This window comes from Streptomyces sp. NBC_00457 (assembly GCF_036014015.1).
Taxonomy (GTDB): domain Bacteria; phylum Actinomycetota; class Actinomycetes; order Streptomycetales; family Streptomycetaceae; genus Streptomyces.
In genome coordinates, this window is sequence record NZ_CP107905.1 from 4,647,008 (window position 1) to 4,660,692 (window position 13,685).

The 13,685-nt window shown below is 70.2% G+C and carries 16 protein-coding genes and 4 tRNA genes; 7 read left to right on the forward strand and 13 right to left on the reverse strand.

What is annotated here, in order from left to right:
• Window positions 1–108: 108 nt before the first annotated feature.
• The 3 genes from nusG to OG828_RS20910 form a co-directional block, all read right to left on the reverse strand.
• Window positions 109–960, reverse strand: a complete 852-nt coding sequence (nusG, locus tag OG828_RS20900) for a transcription termination/antitermination protein NusG (protein WP_328439024.1) — start codon at window positions 958–960, stop codon at window positions 109–111.
• Window positions 961–1,037: 77 nt separating this feature from the next.
• The gene (gene secE / locus OG828_RS20905) at window positions 1,038–1,319 is read right to left on the reverse strand and encodes a preprotein translocase subunit SecE (protein WP_210572689.1); all 282 of its coding nucleotides are present in this window, start codon (window positions 1,317–1,319) and stop codon (window positions 1,038–1,040) included.
• Between the two features lie 109 nt (window positions 1,320–1,428).
• A tRNA-Trp gene (locus OG828_RS20910) sits at window positions 1,429–1,501 on the reverse strand.
• 272 nt (window positions 1,502–1,773) lie between these two features.
• Here OG828_RS20910 and OG828_RS20915 point away from each other — a divergent pair.
• Together OG828_RS20915 and OG828_RS20920 are read left to right on the forward strand one after the other, a co-directional pair.
• Entirely contained in the window at window positions 1,774–3,000 is a 1,227-nt protein-coding gene (locus OG828_RS20915) for a pyridoxal phosphate-dependent aminotransferase (RefSeq protein WP_210572687.1), read from the forward strand.
• Window positions 3,001–3,121: 121 nt separating this feature from the next.
• Window positions 3,122–4,153 carry an adenosine deaminase gene (locus OG828_RS20920; RefSeq protein WP_328501978.1) on the forward strand — a complete coding sequence of 344 codons (1,032 nt, stop codon included), beginning with the start codon at window positions 3,122–3,124 and terminating at the stop codon, window positions 4,151–4,153.
• A 15-nt stretch (window positions 4,154–4,168) separates the two neighbouring features.
• Here OG828_RS20920 and OG828_RS20925 read toward each other — a convergent pair whose 3' ends face one another.
• Window positions 4,169–4,795, reverse strand: a complete 627-nt coding sequence (locus OG828_RS20925) for a TetR/AcrR family transcriptional regulator (RefSeq protein ID WP_328501979.1) — start codon at window positions 4,793–4,795, stop codon at window positions 4,169–4,171.
• 138 nt (window positions 4,796–4,933) lie between these two features.
• On the opposite strand from OG828_RS20925, the gene OG828_RS20930 reads away from it, so the two are divergent.
• The gene (locus tag OG828_RS20930) at window positions 4,934–5,566 is read left to right on the forward strand and encodes an NAD(P)-dependent oxidoreductase (protein WP_328501980.1); all 633 of its coding nucleotides are present in this window, start codon (window positions 4,934–4,936) and stop codon (window positions 5,564–5,566) included.
• Window positions 5,567–5,588: 22 nt separating this feature from the next.
• Here the strand turns inward: OG828_RS20930 and OG828_RS20935 are convergent, their stop codons facing one another.
• The 6 genes from OG828_RS20935 to OG828_RS20960 form a co-directional block, all read right to left on the reverse strand.
• Window positions 5,589–6,644 (reverse strand): UDP-N-acetylmuramate dehydrogenase, encoded by a 1,056-nt coding sequence (locus OG828_RS20935; RefSeq protein ID WP_328501981.1) that lies wholly within the window; start codon window positions 6,642–6,644, stop codon window positions 5,589–5,591.
• Between the two features lie 144 nt (window positions 6,645–6,788).
• The gene (locus OG828_RS20940) at window positions 6,789–7,217 is read right to left on the reverse strand and encodes a MaoC family dehydratase (RefSeq protein ID WP_328439027.1); all 429 of its coding nucleotides are present in this window, start codon (window positions 7,215–7,217) and stop codon (window positions 6,789–6,791) included.
• Between the two features lie 2 nt (window positions 7,218–7,219).
• Entirely contained in the window at window positions 7,220–7,672 is a 453-nt protein-coding gene (locus OG828_RS20945) for a MaoC family dehydratase N-terminal domain-containing protein (RefSeq protein ID WP_328358924.1), read from the reverse strand.
• A 197-nt stretch (window positions 7,673–7,869) separates the two neighbouring features.
• Window positions 7,870–8,034, reverse strand: coding sequence for a 50S ribosomal protein L33 (gene rpmG / locus OG828_RS20950; RefSeq protein WP_003948671.1), 165 nt, complete (start codon window positions 8,032–8,034; stop codon window positions 7,870–7,872).
• 88 nt (window positions 8,035–8,122) lie between these two features.
• Window positions 8,123–8,195: transfer RNA gene (locus OG828_RS20955), tRNA-Met, on the reverse strand.
• A gap of 46 nt (window positions 8,196–8,241) precedes the next feature.
• Window positions 8,242–8,314: transfer RNA gene (locus OG828_RS20960), tRNA-Thr, on the reverse strand.
• Between the two features lie 244 nt (window positions 8,315–8,558).
• Here OG828_RS20960 and OG828_RS20965 point away from each other — a divergent pair.
• Entirely contained in the window at window positions 8,559–9,863 is a 1,305-nt protein-coding gene (locus tag OG828_RS20965) for an amidohydrolase family protein (protein ID WP_328501982.1), read from the forward strand.
• 244 nt (window positions 9,864–10,107) lie between these two features.
• Window positions 10,108–10,764 (forward strand): NAD(P)H-binding protein, encoded by a 657-nt coding sequence (locus tag OG828_RS20970; protein WP_210582750.1) that lies wholly within the window; start codon window positions 10,108–10,110, stop codon window positions 10,762–10,764.
• A 35-nt stretch (window positions 10,765–10,799) separates the two neighbouring features.
• On the opposite strand, the gene OG828_RS20975 is transcribed toward OG828_RS20970, so the two are convergent.
• On the reverse strand, window positions 10,800–11,012 hold the full coding sequence (locus OG828_RS20975) for a hypothetical protein (RefSeq protein ID WP_246886709.1): 213 nt from the start codon (window positions 11,010–11,012) through the stop codon (window positions 10,800–10,802).
• 91 nt (window positions 11,013–11,103) lie between these two features.
• Window positions 11,104–11,185, reverse strand: a tRNA-Tyr gene (locus tag OG828_RS20980).
• 220 nt (window positions 11,186–11,405) lie between these two features.
• Here OG828_RS20980 and OG828_RS20985 point away from each other — a divergent pair.
• A complete protein-coding gene (locus tag OG828_RS20985; RefSeq protein WP_189941171.1) occupies window positions 11,406–11,894 on the forward strand; it encodes a YajQ family cyclic di-GMP-binding protein in 489 nt (162 codons plus the stop codon).
• An 86-nt stretch (window positions 11,895–11,980) separates the two neighbouring features.
• On the opposite strand, the gene OG828_RS20990 is transcribed toward OG828_RS20985, so the two are convergent.
• Window positions 11,981–12,247, reverse strand: coding sequence for a GlsB/YeaQ/YmgE family stress response membrane protein (locus tag OG828_RS20990; RefSeq protein ID WP_328501983.1), 267 nt, complete (start codon window positions 12,245–12,247; stop codon window positions 11,981–11,983).
• Between the two features lie 161 nt (window positions 12,248–12,408).
• On the opposite strand from OG828_RS20990, the gene OG828_RS20995 reads away from it, so the two are divergent.
• Entirely contained in the window at window positions 12,409–13,656 is a 1,248-nt protein-coding gene (locus OG828_RS20995) for an APC family permease (protein WP_328439029.1), read from the forward strand.
• Window positions 13,657–13,685: the final 29 nt, after the last annotated feature.

Sequence of the window (13,685 nt, forward strand, 5' to 3'; positions counted from 1 at the left end):
CATACCGCACAACGATAACGGGTATCCCTGCGCGGCCAAAAACCGAGCAGGTCAGACCGGCTTCAGCAGCCCGTCTGACCTGTTCGGAAGGCGTACGTCCAGAAGGTGCTAGTTCTTCTGGATCTGGTCGAAGGACAGCTCGACCGGCGTCTCCCGGCCGAAGATCTCCACGAGGCCCTTGACCTTCTTCGAGTCGGCGTTGATCTCGTTGATGGTGGCCTGCAGCGTGGCGAACGGGCCGTCGGTGACGGTGACCGAGTCGCCGACCTCGAAGTCCAGCACCTGGACCTCGACCTTGCGCTGCGGAGCGGGCTTGCCCTCGGCCTCGGCGGCCTCGCGGGCGGCCTTCTCCTCGGCCTCGGGGGCGAGCATCTTGACGATCTCGTCCAGGGTCAGCGGGTACGGGTCGTAGGCGTTGCCCACGAAGCCGGTGACGCCGGGGGTGTTGCGGACGACGCCCCAGGACTCGTTCGTCAGGTCCATGCGGACGAGGACGTAGCCCGGGAGCTTGTTCTGCTTGATCGTCTTGCGGTCGCCGTTCTTGATCTGGACGACCTCTTCCTGCGGCACCTCGGCCGCGAAGATGTAGTCCTCGACGTTCAGCGAGACGGCGCGCTGCTCCAGGTTGGTTTTCACGCGGTTCTCGTAGCCGGCGTAGGTGTGGATGACGTACCACTCACCGGGAAGCGTGCGGAGTTCCTCGCGCAGGGCGGCGACGGGGTCGACCGGCTCGGCCGGCTCCTCTTCCTCGGTCGCCTCAGCCTCAGCCTCGTCCTCAGCCGTCTCGGCCTCGGCCGCCTCGTCCTCGACGTGTACGGCGGTTTCCTCGGCGGGCTCACCCTCGGCGGCGTCGGCAGCCTCGACCTCGTCCAGGTCGTCGTCGGCACCCTCGACGATCTCGAGCTCGTCTTCCACGGACTCGACCGGCTCGATGGCGTCGTTCACGTTCGGGTCAGACACGGTGGCTGCTTCTTCCTGGATACATGGGGTGGAACGCGCGAATAGGGGCGCCGGGTACGGCGCCCTTCGCTTTCGGCTCAGCCGAAGACGTACTTGGCGGCCTTGTCGAGTCCGAAGTCAATCAGAGTCACCAGGCCGATCATGATGACGACGAAGATGATCACGACGGTCGTGTACGTCGTCAGCTGGTTGCGCGAGGGCCAGACGACCTTGCGGAGTTCCGCGACGATCTGGCGGTAGAAGAGCGCGAGCCGCTTCAGCGGGCCCTTCTTTGCGCGCTTGCCGCCCTTGCGGCCCTGCTTCTTCGGCGTCTCGTCCTGGGCATCAGGCGTGTCGATGGAGCCCACGGCGTCCGTCATTCGTCCTCACCTGATTCCGGGTCGTGGCCGTGCCGCGCCCGGTCTGAGCCGCACGGCGCATTGCTGCTTGTACGTACATGCGCACACATCCTGGCGAAGGTGTGTGTAGCAGGGCCGGAGGGACTTGAACCCCCAACCGCTGGTTTTGGAGACCAGTGCTCTACCAATTGAGCTACGACCCTTTGGTTCTCCCCAAACGTACCGCATCCGCCCGGATGCTCGGTGTGCACCGGATGAGCGCGGCCTGTATGAGGCCAACGAGGTGAGAGTGTACGTGTTCTGCGGCCGGGCGTCGAACAGAAAGTGCCCGTAGGGGCTTTGTCGGTGACGGTGTGGCCGAAGATCACCCTGGCCGCGGGCCGGTTCCGGACGCTTGTTCAGCGATCGGCCCGGTGTTGTTCAGTCCGTGAAACCCGCGTGCCGGGCAGGTTTCCGGTCTGAAACGATGGGGCCCATGAGCCCTGCAACCCCTCCCACCGAGCGTCGGGTCTCCGCCCGAGTCGGCGCGATCTCCGAGTCCGCCACCCTCGCCGTGGACGCCAAGGCCAAGGCCCTCAAGGCCGCCGGACGTCCGGTGATCGGCTTCGGCGCCGGCGAGCCCGACTTCCCGACCCCGGACTACATCGTCGAGGCCGCGATCGAGGCCTGCAAGAACCCGAAGTACCACCGCTACACGCCCGCGGGCGGCCTGCCCGAGCTGAAGGCCGCGATCGCCGCGAAGACGCTGCGCGACTCCGGCTACGAGGTCGACCCGTCGCAGATCCTGGTCACCAACGGCGGCAAGCAGGCGATCTACGAGGCCTTCGCCGCGATCCTCGACCCGGGCGACGAGGTCATCGTCCCGGCGCCGTACTGGACGACGTACCCGGAGTCGATCCGGCTGGCCGGCGGTGTGCCGGTGGACGTCGTCGCGGACGAGACGACCGGCTACCGGGTGAGCGTGGAGCAGCTGGAAGCGGCGCGCACGGAGAAGACGAAGGTCGTCCTCTTCGTCTCGCCGTCGAACCCGACCGGCGCGGTCTACAGCGAGCAGGACACCGAGGCGATCGGCCGCTGGGCCGCGGAGCACGGGCTGTGGGTGCTGACGGACGAGATCTACGAGCACCTGGTGTACGGCGACGCGGCGTCCGTGTCGCTGCCCGCGCTGCTGCCCGAGCTGCGCGACAAGTGCATCGTGGTCAACGGGGTGGCCAAGACGTACGCCATGACGGGCTGGCGGGTGGGCTGGATCATCGGCCCGAAGGACGTGGTGAAGGCGGCGACGAACCTCCAGTCGCACGCCACGTCGAACGTGTCGAACGTCGCCCAGGTGGCGGCGCTGGCCGCGGTCTCCGGCGACCTGGACGCGGTCGCGAAGATGCGCGAGGCCTTCGACCGGCGCCGCAGGACGATCGTGCGGATGCTCAACGAGATCGACGGCGTGGTGTGCCCGGAGCCGGAGGGCGCCTTCTACGCGTACCCGTCGGTGAAGGGTCTGCTCGGCAAGGAGATCCGCGGCAAGCGCCCGCAGGACTCGGTCGAGCTGGCCGCGCTGATCCTGGAGGAGGCCGAGGTAGCGGTCGTACCCGGCGAGGCCTTCGGCACTCCGGGCTATCTGCGCCTGTCGTACGCCCTGGGTGACGAGGATCTCGTCGAGGGTGTCTCGCGGATCCAGAAGCTGCTGGCGGAGGCCCGCGACTGACGGTTCCTTCCGGCCTGGGGCACATACCGATGTCGGTATGTGCCCCATTCGTTTGTGCGAGCAAGACCACTAACGGGGAAAGCGCTACCGGGAGGGCGGGAACGTACGGCAGGATCCTGGGATGGAGCGTGTACGTGATGTCTCTGAGCTGCCGAAAGCCCATCTGCACCTGCACTTCACCGGCTCGATGCGGCCCACCACCCTGCTGGAGCTGGCCGACAAGTACGGCGTGCGGCTGCCCGAGGCGCTGACCGATGCGCTGACGAGCGGGGAGCCGCCGAGACTGCGGGCTACGGACGAGCGGGGCTGGTTCCGCTTCCAGCGGCTGTACGACTCGGCGCGCTCGTGTCTGCGGGAGCCCGAAGACATCCAGCGGCTGGTGCGGGAGGCCGCGGAGGAGGACATCAAGGACGGCTCGGGGTGGCTGGAGATCCAGGTCGACCCGACGTCGTACGCCCCTCGGCTGGGCGGTCTGATCCCGGCGCTGGAGGTCATCCTGGACGCGGTGGACTCGGCGATGCGGGAGACCGGGCTCGGGATGCGGGTGCTGGTCGCCGCGAACCGGATGAAGCATCCGCTGGACGCCCGCACGCTGGCCCGGCTGGCGGTGCGGTACGCGGACCGGGGTGTGGTCGGCTTCGGGTTGTCGAACGACGAACGGCGGGGCATGGCGCGGGACTTCGACCGCGCGTTCCACATCGCGCGCGAGGGCGGCCTGCTGTCGGCTCCGCACGGCGGTGAGCTGACCGGCCCGGCGTCGGTGCGGGACTGCCTGGACGACCTGCACGCGAACCGGATCGGGCACGGTGTGCGGGCGGCGGAGGACCCGCGGCTGCTGAAGCGGCTGGCCGACCGGGGGATCACCTGCGAGGTGTGCCCGGCGTCGAATGTGGCCCTCGGCGTCTACGAGGAACCGGAGGACATCCCGCTGCGGACGCTGTTCGAGGCGGGCGTCCCGATGGCGCTGGGCGCCGACGACCCGCTGCTCTTCGGCTCCCGGCTGGCCGCCCAGTACGAGCTGGCCCGCCGCCACCACGCCTTCACGGACGCCGAGTTGGCGGAGCTGGCCCGCCAGTCGGTACGGGCGTCCGCGGCGCCGGAGGATGTGCGGCGCAAGCTGCTGTCGGGCATCGACGACTGGCTGACGGCGTAGCTCAGGCGGTGCGCCTCATGCGGTGACGCCGGCCAGGAGCGTGCGGGCGAGCCGCCGGGCGAAGGTGTCCAGGGGCGGCCGTACGCCTTCCGGTGTCGCGTCGTAGGCGAACGCGCGCTGGGCGCAGGCGCCGAGGAGCAGGGACGCGGCCGCGAAGGTGTCGGCGTCGGCGCGGATGCGGCCCGCGTCCCGCTCCGCGCGAAGGTAGGCGTCCAGGCCCTCGATGGGCTTGTGCGGCCCCATGCCCATCTGCCGCATCGCGTCGTCGTGCCGTCGCTTCAGCTGGGTCTCGGCATACAGCGAGGCGGCGATCGGGAAGCTCTGCTCGTAGAACAGGGCGGCCTGGCGGGCGATCTCGGTGAGGTTCTCCTCCAGCGTGTGCCGGCCCGGTTCGGCGGCGAGGCTGGTCAGGAGGGGGCCGAGGCGAGGCAGGCGCTCGGCGAGGACGCGGATGAACAGGTCCTCCTTGCTCGCGAAGTGCTTGTAGAGCGCGGCCTCCGAGCAGCCGGCCGCCTTGGCGATCTCCTTGGTGGTGGCGCGGGCCAGGCCGAGGGTGAGCATCAGCTCGTGGGCGGCGTCGAGGATGCGGACGCGGGCGGGTTCGCGGGCGGGTTCGCGGGCGGGTTTCTGCACGGATTCCACGAGGGCGGACCTTACCGGGGTTGACGGGTGGGTGAGTACTTACCCACTCTGGAGTCAGGCAGGGTGAGTGAACACTCACCCACCCCGTCGTGGAGACCAGATCGCGGAGACGAGATTGCGGAGACGGGAGAACCACTCATGAACCTCACGGTTTTCGGTGCCACCGGCGGCATCGGGCAGGAGATCGTCCGGCAGGCGCTGACCGCCGGGCACCAGGTGACGGCGGTCGTACGGGATCCCGCGCGGCTTGCGGTGACGGGCGCGGGCCTGGAGGTGTTCCGGGCGGACATGACCGACCCGGAAGCGCTGCGCCCCGCGGTGTCCGGCCGGGACGCGGTCCTTTCGGGACTCGGCGCGCGCAGCCGTAAGGACGCCGGTGTCGCCGCCCGTCTCACGCGCACGGTGCTGCGGGCCATGGAGGCGGAGGGCACGCGGCGGCTGCTGGTGGTGAGCGCGGCTCCGCTCGGGCCCGCGCCGGAGGGGGACGGCCCCCTCGATCGCGCCGCGCGCGGTCTGGTCTCCGCGATCCTCAAGGACGTCTACGACGACCTCAGGGAGATGGAGGCGGAGCTCACCCGCAGCGCGGTCGACTGGACCTCGGTGCGACCGCCCCGGCTCCAGGACAAACCGCTCACCGGCAGGTACCGCACGGTCGTCGGCGGGACTCCGGCCAAGGGCCGCTTCATCGGCCGCGCGGACGTGGCCCACGCGATGCTGGCAATGACGGACGAGGCGGGGACGGTGAAGCAGGGGGTGGGTGTCGCCTACTGATCCTTGAAGGGCGGGGTGGCCCTTACAAGGTCACGCCCACGGTCACCGGTTCGTTGACCAGCGTGATCCCGAAGGCCTCGCGGACACCGGTGACGACCTCACGGGCGAGCGCCAGCAGGTCCTCGGTGTTCGCCTCGCCGCGGTTGGTGAGGGCGAGGGTGTGCTTGGTGGAGATGCGGGCCGGGCCGGTGCCGTAGCCCTTGGTGAAGCCGGCCTTGTCGATCAGCCAGGCGGCGGAGGTCTTGGTGTGGCCGTCGCCCGCGGGATAGGCGGGCGGCTCCACGCCGTCGCCGAGCCGGGCGTGCACGCGCGCGTGGAACTCGGCGAACTCCGCGTCGGTGAGGATCGGGTTGGTGAAGAAGGAGCCGGCGGACCAGGTGTCGTGGTCCTCGGGGTCCAGGACCATGCCCTTGCCGGTGCGGAGCTTGAGCACGGTCTCACGGGCGGCGGTGAGGGGCACGCGGTCGCCGGGGTCGACGCCGAGCGCGCGGGCCGTCTCGGCGTACTTGACGGGCGCGGAGAGGCCGTCGGCGTCCTCCAGTTGGAGGCGGACGCGCAGGACGACGTAGCGCTCGGGGTCGGCCTTGAAGCGGCTGTGACGGTACGAGAAGGCGCAGTCGGTGTTGTGGAGGGTGACCGTCTCGCGGGTCGTTCGGTCGTAGGCGACGACCTCGGTGATCGTCGAGGAGACCTCCTGGCCGTACGCGCCGACGTTCTGGATCGGGGTCGCGCCTGCCGAGCCGGGGATGCCGGCCAGGCACTCGATGCCGGCGAGTCCGGCCTCTACGGTGCGGGCGACTGCGTCCGTCCATACCTCGCCGGCGGCCAGTTCGAGCGTGGTGCCGGTGAGTTCGAAGCCTTGGGTGGCGATGCGCAGGGCCGTGCCGTCGAAGCCCTTGTCGCCGATGACCAGGTTCGAGCCGCCGCCGATGAGCAGCAGGGGCGTTCCGTTGTCGTCGGCTTCCCGTACGACGGCGACCACCTCGGCGTCGGTCGTCGCGGTGACCAGGCGGGTGGCGGGGCCGCCCAGCCGGAAGGTGGTCAGGGGGGCGAGGGGGGCGTCGTGGAGTTCCTGCACGGGCTCAAGAGTACGAGACGGTGGGTGGGGGCTTCGGTGCGATGCCTCCCGGCGGGGGGCGCGGGTGGGTGGGGGTGCGCGTAGCGCCTTCGGTGTGGGTAAGGGGCGCCCGCCATGGCGGGCGCCCCTTACCGAAGACCATGCTCAGGCCAGCCGGACGACCGCCCGTGACATCCCCAGCACCTTCTGCCCCGCGCTCGTGACGGTCAGGTCGACGCGGACCGTGTCGTCGTCGAGCTTGGCCGCGACCTTGCCGGCGACCTCGATCGTGGCGCCCTGGTCGTCGTTCGGGACGACGACGGGGCGGGTGAAGCGGACGCCGTACTCGACGACCGCGGCCGGGTCGCCGGTCCAGTCGGTGACCACGCGGATCGCCTCGGCCATGGTGAACATGCCGTGCGCGATGACGTCCGGCAGCCCGACCTCCTTGGCGAACTTCTCGTTCCAGTGGATCGGGTTGAAGTCCCCGGAGGCGCCCGCGTACCGAACGAGGGTGGCGCGGGTCACGGGAAAGGACTGGGCCGGCAGCTCGGTGCCGACCTCCACGTCCTCGTACGAGATCTTCGCGGTCACTCTCAGTCCCCCTCTGCGGCGCGCGCCACGAGCTTGGTCCAGGCGGTGACGACGTGCTCGCCCGCCTCGTCGTGGACCTCGCCGCGGATGTCCAGGATGTCGTTGCCCGCCATGGACTTGATCGCCTCGATGGTGGACGTGACCGTGAGCCGGTCGCCGGCGCGCACCGGGCGGACGTAGGAGAACTTCTGGTCGCCGTGCACCACCCGGCTGTAGTCCAGGCCCAGTTGGGGGTCGGCGGTGACCTGTCCCGCGGCCTTGAAGGTGATCGAGAAGACGAAGGTCGGCGGGGCGATCACATCGGCGTGACCCAGCGCCTTGGCGGCCTCCGGGTCCGTGTACGCCGGGTTGGTGTCCCCCACGGCCTCCGCGAACTCGCGGATCTTCTCCCGGCCCACCTCATAGGGATCGGTGGGCGGATAGGTCCGCCCCACGAAGGACTGGTCGAGCGCCATGGGCTCGGCACCTCCTGATAGTTCAGCTGGTCCTGCTGGCCTGCTGGTCCTGCTGTTGCCGTTGTCGCCGTTGCTGCCGTCCGAGCGGTTGCCGGCTGGTGCAGTTACCGGTCCGCGCGGTTACCGGTCGGTTCCGGTCGGTGGAACGACGCGAGGCCGCCCCCGATGTGGGGACGGCCTCGTCGTACGAGCCTGATTTATCGCGTTTCGCGGTGCGCGGTGTGCGCGTTGCAACGCGGGCAGTGCTTCTTCATCTCCAGTCGGTCCGGGTTGTTACGCCGGTTCTTCTTGGTGATGTAGTTCCGCTCCTTGCACTCCACGCAGGCCAGCGTGATCTTCGGGCGGACGTCGGTGGCAGCCACAGGAGTGCTCCTTGACGAACGGATGGGACGATTAACGCATAAAAGAGTAGCCGATCGAAGGACCGACCCCACAATCGGCTACTGTCAGTAGCGGTGACCGGACTTGAACCGGTGACACAGCGATTATGAGCCGCTTGCTCTACCGACTGAGCTACACCGCTGTGATGTGATCGGTTCCCGCCTCGCGGCGAGAACCTCCCACACCGGAGCCCCAATACGGAATCGAACCGTAGACCTTCTCCTTACCATGGAGACGCTCTACCGACTGAGCTATTGGGGCGAGCGATGAAGACATTACACGCTCGGCCGCCGTTCACCCAAATCCGTTTCGCGGCACCCTGTCCCGTCCCGAACGCAGGTCCGCCACGCGCGCGTGAAGCGTCCCCGCGCGCCTCTCCCGTTCGGCGGACCACGCCGGTACGACTAATGCGCTCCTGCGCGTCGCGCGCGGATCGCCGCCCTAGGCTCGACTCACTCTGTGTGATCTTGCGTCCTCCGCGCAGTCCCCGAGCCACTGGAGCGCGATGCCCGACAGCCAGCCGCAGCCGCCCCCTTCGTCGCCGTCCGCTTCGGGCTCGTCGTCAGCTTCGGGCTCGTGGGGTTCAACGGGCCCATCCGGGCAGACCGAATCAGCGTCCCTGCTGCTGTGCGGTGCGCGCCTCACCGACGGCCGGACGGTGGACGTACGGCTGGGCGGCGAGCGAATCGAGGCGGTCGGTACCGCCGGGAGCCTGACGGCGGAGGGTGCGCCCGGCCCGGGCGCGCGGGTGGATCTCGGCGGCTATCTGCTGCTGCCCGCCCCGGCCGAGCCGCACGCCCACGCCGACACCGCGCTGTCGGCGGACGAGGGCGGTCCGGTCTCGTACGACCCCCAGGACGTCCAGCGCCGGGCGACCGAGGCCGCGCTGCTGCAGCTCGGACACGGGGCGACCGCGCTGCGCGCGCACGTGCGCGTGGGTGACGTGCAGGGGCTGGGCGCGCTGGGCGCCGTACTGCAGGCTCGGCGATCGCTGCGCGGGCTCACCGAGCTGATGACGGTGGCCATGCCCCGTGTGCTGACCGGCCGCGCCGGGGCGGACGGACTCGCGATACTGCGGGACGCGGCGAAGATGGGCGCCTCCGTGGTGGGCGGCTGCCCGGATCTGGACCCCGATCCGACGGGCTACGTCGAGGCTGTCCTGGAGGTCGCCACCGAGCACGGCTGCCCCGTCGACCTGCACACGGACGCCACCGACCCGGCTCGTCTCGCCCGCCTCGCGACCATGGCCGGCGGGCTGCGCCCCGGGGTCACGCTCGGCCCGTGCGGGGGCCTCGGCCGACTGCCCTCCGAGGTGGCCGCCCGTACCGCCGACCAGCTCGCCGCGGCCGGAGTGACGGTGGCGTGCCTGCCCCAGGGCGGCTGCGGGGGCGTGGACCGCCGGGGCACCGCTCCGGTACGGCTGCTGCGCTCGGCCGGCGTACGGGTGGCCGCGGGCAGCGGGTCGCTCCGTGACGTCTCCAACCCGGTCGGCCGCGGCGACCCGCTGGAGGCCGCGTATCTGCTCGCCTCGCGCTACGGGCTGCGCCCCGAGGAGGCCTACGACGCGGTGAGCACCACCGCTCGTGCGGTGCTCGGCCTGCCCGAGGTCCGTGTGGAGGCGGGATTCCCGGCCGAACTGCTCGCTGTGCGGGGCGACGGGCTGGCGAGCGCGCTGTCGCTGGCGTACAGCCGGATCGTGGTGCACCGGGGGCGCGTGGTGGCACGGACGAGCGCGGTGCGGGAGTACTGCAACTCGACGGTGGCGGTGGAGCTGGGGTTGCCTCGGCAGGGGCGCGGGGAGTTGTCGTGAGGGTGGGGGTGGTGAGGGTGCACGCGGGCCGGGTCGGGATCGGAATTGAGGTCGGGATTGAGGTCGGGGCGTGCGCGGGTGCTGTGTGCGCCCTGATGTGGGGCGCGTGACCGTGGTGCGGGCGCTGCGGATGCGGAGCGTGGGGCATTGATAGGCGCCCGGCGCACGATCCGGGGAGTGCGCGCCGTGGGGCGTGGCTGAAGTCGTGCGGCATGGGCGGCCGTCCGGGCGTACGGTCGGAAGCATGCGCATTGTCATCGCTGGGGGTCATGGTCAGATCGCGCTGCGGCTGGAGCGACTGCTCGCCGCGCGCGGAGACGAGGCGGCAGGGATCATCCGCCACGCCGAACAGGGCGACGATCTGAGAGAAGCCGGCGCCGAACCGATCCTGCTGGACCTGGAGTCGGCCTCGGTCGAGGAGGCCGCGGCCCATCTGCAGGGCGCGGACGCGGCGGTCTTCGCGGCCGGCGCGGGCCCCGGCAGCGGGGCGGCCCGCAAGGACACGGTCGACCGGGACGCGGCGATCCTGTTCGCGGACGCGGCGGTCCGGGCGGGCGTACGACGTCACGTGGTCGTGTCGTCGATGGGCGCGAACCCGGCACATGAAGGAAGCGAGGTCTTCGACGTGTATCTGCGCGCCAAGGGCGAGGCCGACGCGCACGTACAGAGCCTCGACGCCCTCGACTGGACGATCCTGCGCCCCGGCATGCTCACGAACGACGCCGGTACCGGTCTCGTACGCCTGGAGGCCCACACGGGCCGCGGCGCGATCCCGCGCGACGATGTGGCCGCCGTACTGGCGGAACTCGTGGACACTCCGGCGACGGCAGGCCTGACCCTGGAGCTGGTCAGCGGGTCGGCACCGGTGGCGGTCGCGGTGAAGTCGGTGGCGGGCAACTGAGGGGCGGCTGCGGGGTCGGAGCAGCCCCGCGCCCCTCAGAAGAGCGGCAGCTGCCCGGGAAACTCGGGGACGACGTACCCGTCCAACGACGGCTGGGTCGCCCCGAGTTCCGCGAATCTGCGTGAACCGGAGCAGGACACCAGCTCCCCACTCTCCCGCGCCCCCGGCGGATCGTGCCGCGCGAACCTCCCCGCAACGACGGCGATCTCACGCCGGCATTCGGGACACCGTCTGCGAGGAGTGGACATGGGGCCAGTGTGCCCCGGCAGAGCACCCTGCCAACGAAGAGACCCCCTCCGTCTGCGTTTCCGCAGTTCGGAGAGGGTCTCGTTTTCACTGTGGCGGCGCCAGGATTCGAACCTGGGAAGGCTGAGCCGGCAGATTTACAGTCTGCTCCCTTTGGCCGCTCGGGCACACCGCCGGGGTTGCTGCCGTTCGAACCGCTTTTCGGCGGTGCTCGCTGGCAACGACGTAAACAATACCCGATGGACAGGGGTGCTTCGCCACCCGATTGATCGGCGCTCGGGGGACGGTGGGTGGCTAGGCTTATGCGGATGCGGCCCGGGACGACGCCGGGCTCGGCGGCCCCACGTACGCCGATACGCACCCGATACGCACCCCGATACAAGGAGCCACAGGACATGGCCGACTCCAGTTTCGACATCGTCTCGAAGGTCGAGCGGCAGGAGGTCGACAACGCCCTCAACCAGGCCGCCAAGGAGATCTCGCAGCGCTACGACTTCAAGGGCGTGGGTGCCTCGATCTCGTGGTCCGGTGACAAGATCCTGATGGAGGCGAACTCCGAGGACCGGGTGAAGGCTGTCCTCGACGTCTTCCAGTCCAAGCTGATCAAGCGTGGGATCTCGCTGAAGGCCCTGGACGCGGGCGAGCCCCAGCTGTCCGGCAAGGAGTACAAGATCTTCGCGTCGATCGAGGAGGGCATCTCCCAGGAGAACGCGAAGAAGGTGGCGAAGATCATTCGCGACGAGGGTCCGAAGGGCGTGAAGGCCCAGGTTCAGGGCGAGGAGCTGCGGGTCAGCTCGAAGAGCCGTGATGACCTGCAGGCCGTCATCGCTCTGCTGAAGGGCAAGGACTTCGACTTCGCGCTGCAGTTCGTGAACTACCGGTAAGTCGCGCCTGTGACGCCGTACGCGGAAGGGTGGGCACCGAGTGGTGCCCACCCTTCTCGCCTGCTGGCTGCGGTCGGGAGAAGCGCTCAGTCGCGCGAGTTGCCGAACAGGAGGCGGTAGGCGACCAGCAGGACCAGGGAGCCGCCGATCGCCGCGGCCCAGGTCGTGGTGTCGTAGAAGTCCTTGGTGATCGGGTGGTCCAGCCAACGGGCCGATATCCAGCCGCCGATGAACGCGCCCGCGATGCCGATCACGGTCGTACCGATGAAGCCGCCCGGGTCACGGCCCGGCAGCAGGAACTTGGCGATGGCTCCGGCCAACAGTCCCAGGATGATCCAGCCAACGATGATCATGCCGTGAACCTGCCCCTTCGTGCTGTGCCCGCACTGTCCCTGCGCTGTGATGTGGGTCCCGTCGGGCCGGTTGTACTGGTCGCGCGCGTGTTCGTGCCTTGTTGACGGAGAGGACGTCACCGGTGCACCCGGCGGTTGCACTGATCAGTAGGGTGCGGTGCGTGACGACTTCCAGCTCTGAACTACGGCGCACCCTGGGTGTGGGGGACGCCGTGCTCATCGGCCTGGGTTCGATGGTCGGAGCCGGGATCTTCGCCGCCCTGGCGCCCGCCGCACACGCCGCCGGGTCCGGGCTGCTGCTCGGGCTGGGCATCGCCGCCGTGGTCGCCTACTGCAACGCCACGTCGTCGGCGCGGCTGGCCGCGCTGTATCCGGCCTCGGGCGGCACGTATGTGTACGGGCGCGAGCGGCTCGGGGAGTTCTGGGGTTATCTCGCCGGCTGGTCGTTCGTGGTCGGCAAGACGGCGTCCTGTGCGGCGATGGCGCTCACCGTGGGCGCGTACGTCTGGCCGGAGCAGGCGCACGCCGTGGCGGTCGCGGCCGTGGTGGCGCTGACCGCGGTGAACTATGGCGGGGTCCAGAAGTCGGCCTGGCTGACCCGGGTGATCGTGGCTGTCGTGCTGGCTGTCCTCGCTTCCGTGGTGGTCGTGTGCCTGGGGTCCGGGGACTCCGACGCCGGGCGGCTGGACATCGGGGCCTCCGGGGGGCTGGGCGGGGTGCTTCAGGCGGCGGGTCTGCTGTTCTTCGCGTTCGCCGGGTACGCGCGGATCGCGACCCTCGGTGAGGAGGTACGGGATCCCGCGCGCACCATCCCCCGTGCCATCCCGCTGGCTCTGGGCATCGCACTGGTGGTGTACGCGTGTGTGGCGGTGGCTGTCCTTTCCGTGCTGGGAGCGGGCGCTCTGGGCGACGCGGCCGCGCCACTGGCCGACGCGGTGCGGGCGGCGGGGGTTCCGGGGCTGGTGCCGGTGGTGCGGGTGGGTGCTGCCGTGGCCGCGCTGGGTTCGCTGCTCGCCCTGATCCTCGGTGTCTCGCGTACGACGCTCGCGATGGCGCGGGACCGGCATCTGCCCGGCGCGCTGGCGGCCGTCCATCCGCGCTTCCAGGTGCCGCACCGGGCGGAGCTGGCCGTGGGCGCGGTGGTCGCGGTCCTGGCCGCCACGGTGGATGTACGCGGCGCGATCGGGTTCTCCTCCTTCGGTGTGCTGGTCTACTACGCGGTGGCCAACGCGTCGGCCTGGACGCTCCGATCGGCACCCTTGACCCGGGTGGTGCCGGCGGTCGGGCTGCTCGGGTGTGCGGTGCTGGCGTTCGCGTTGCCGGTGGTCTCAGTGGTCGTGGGTGCGGGCGTGCTGACCTTGGGCGTGGCGGCGTATGGCGTACGGCGACGGTGGGTTGCCGGGCGGTAGGTGCGCGGTCTGGGTGGCCCGGCGGTAGT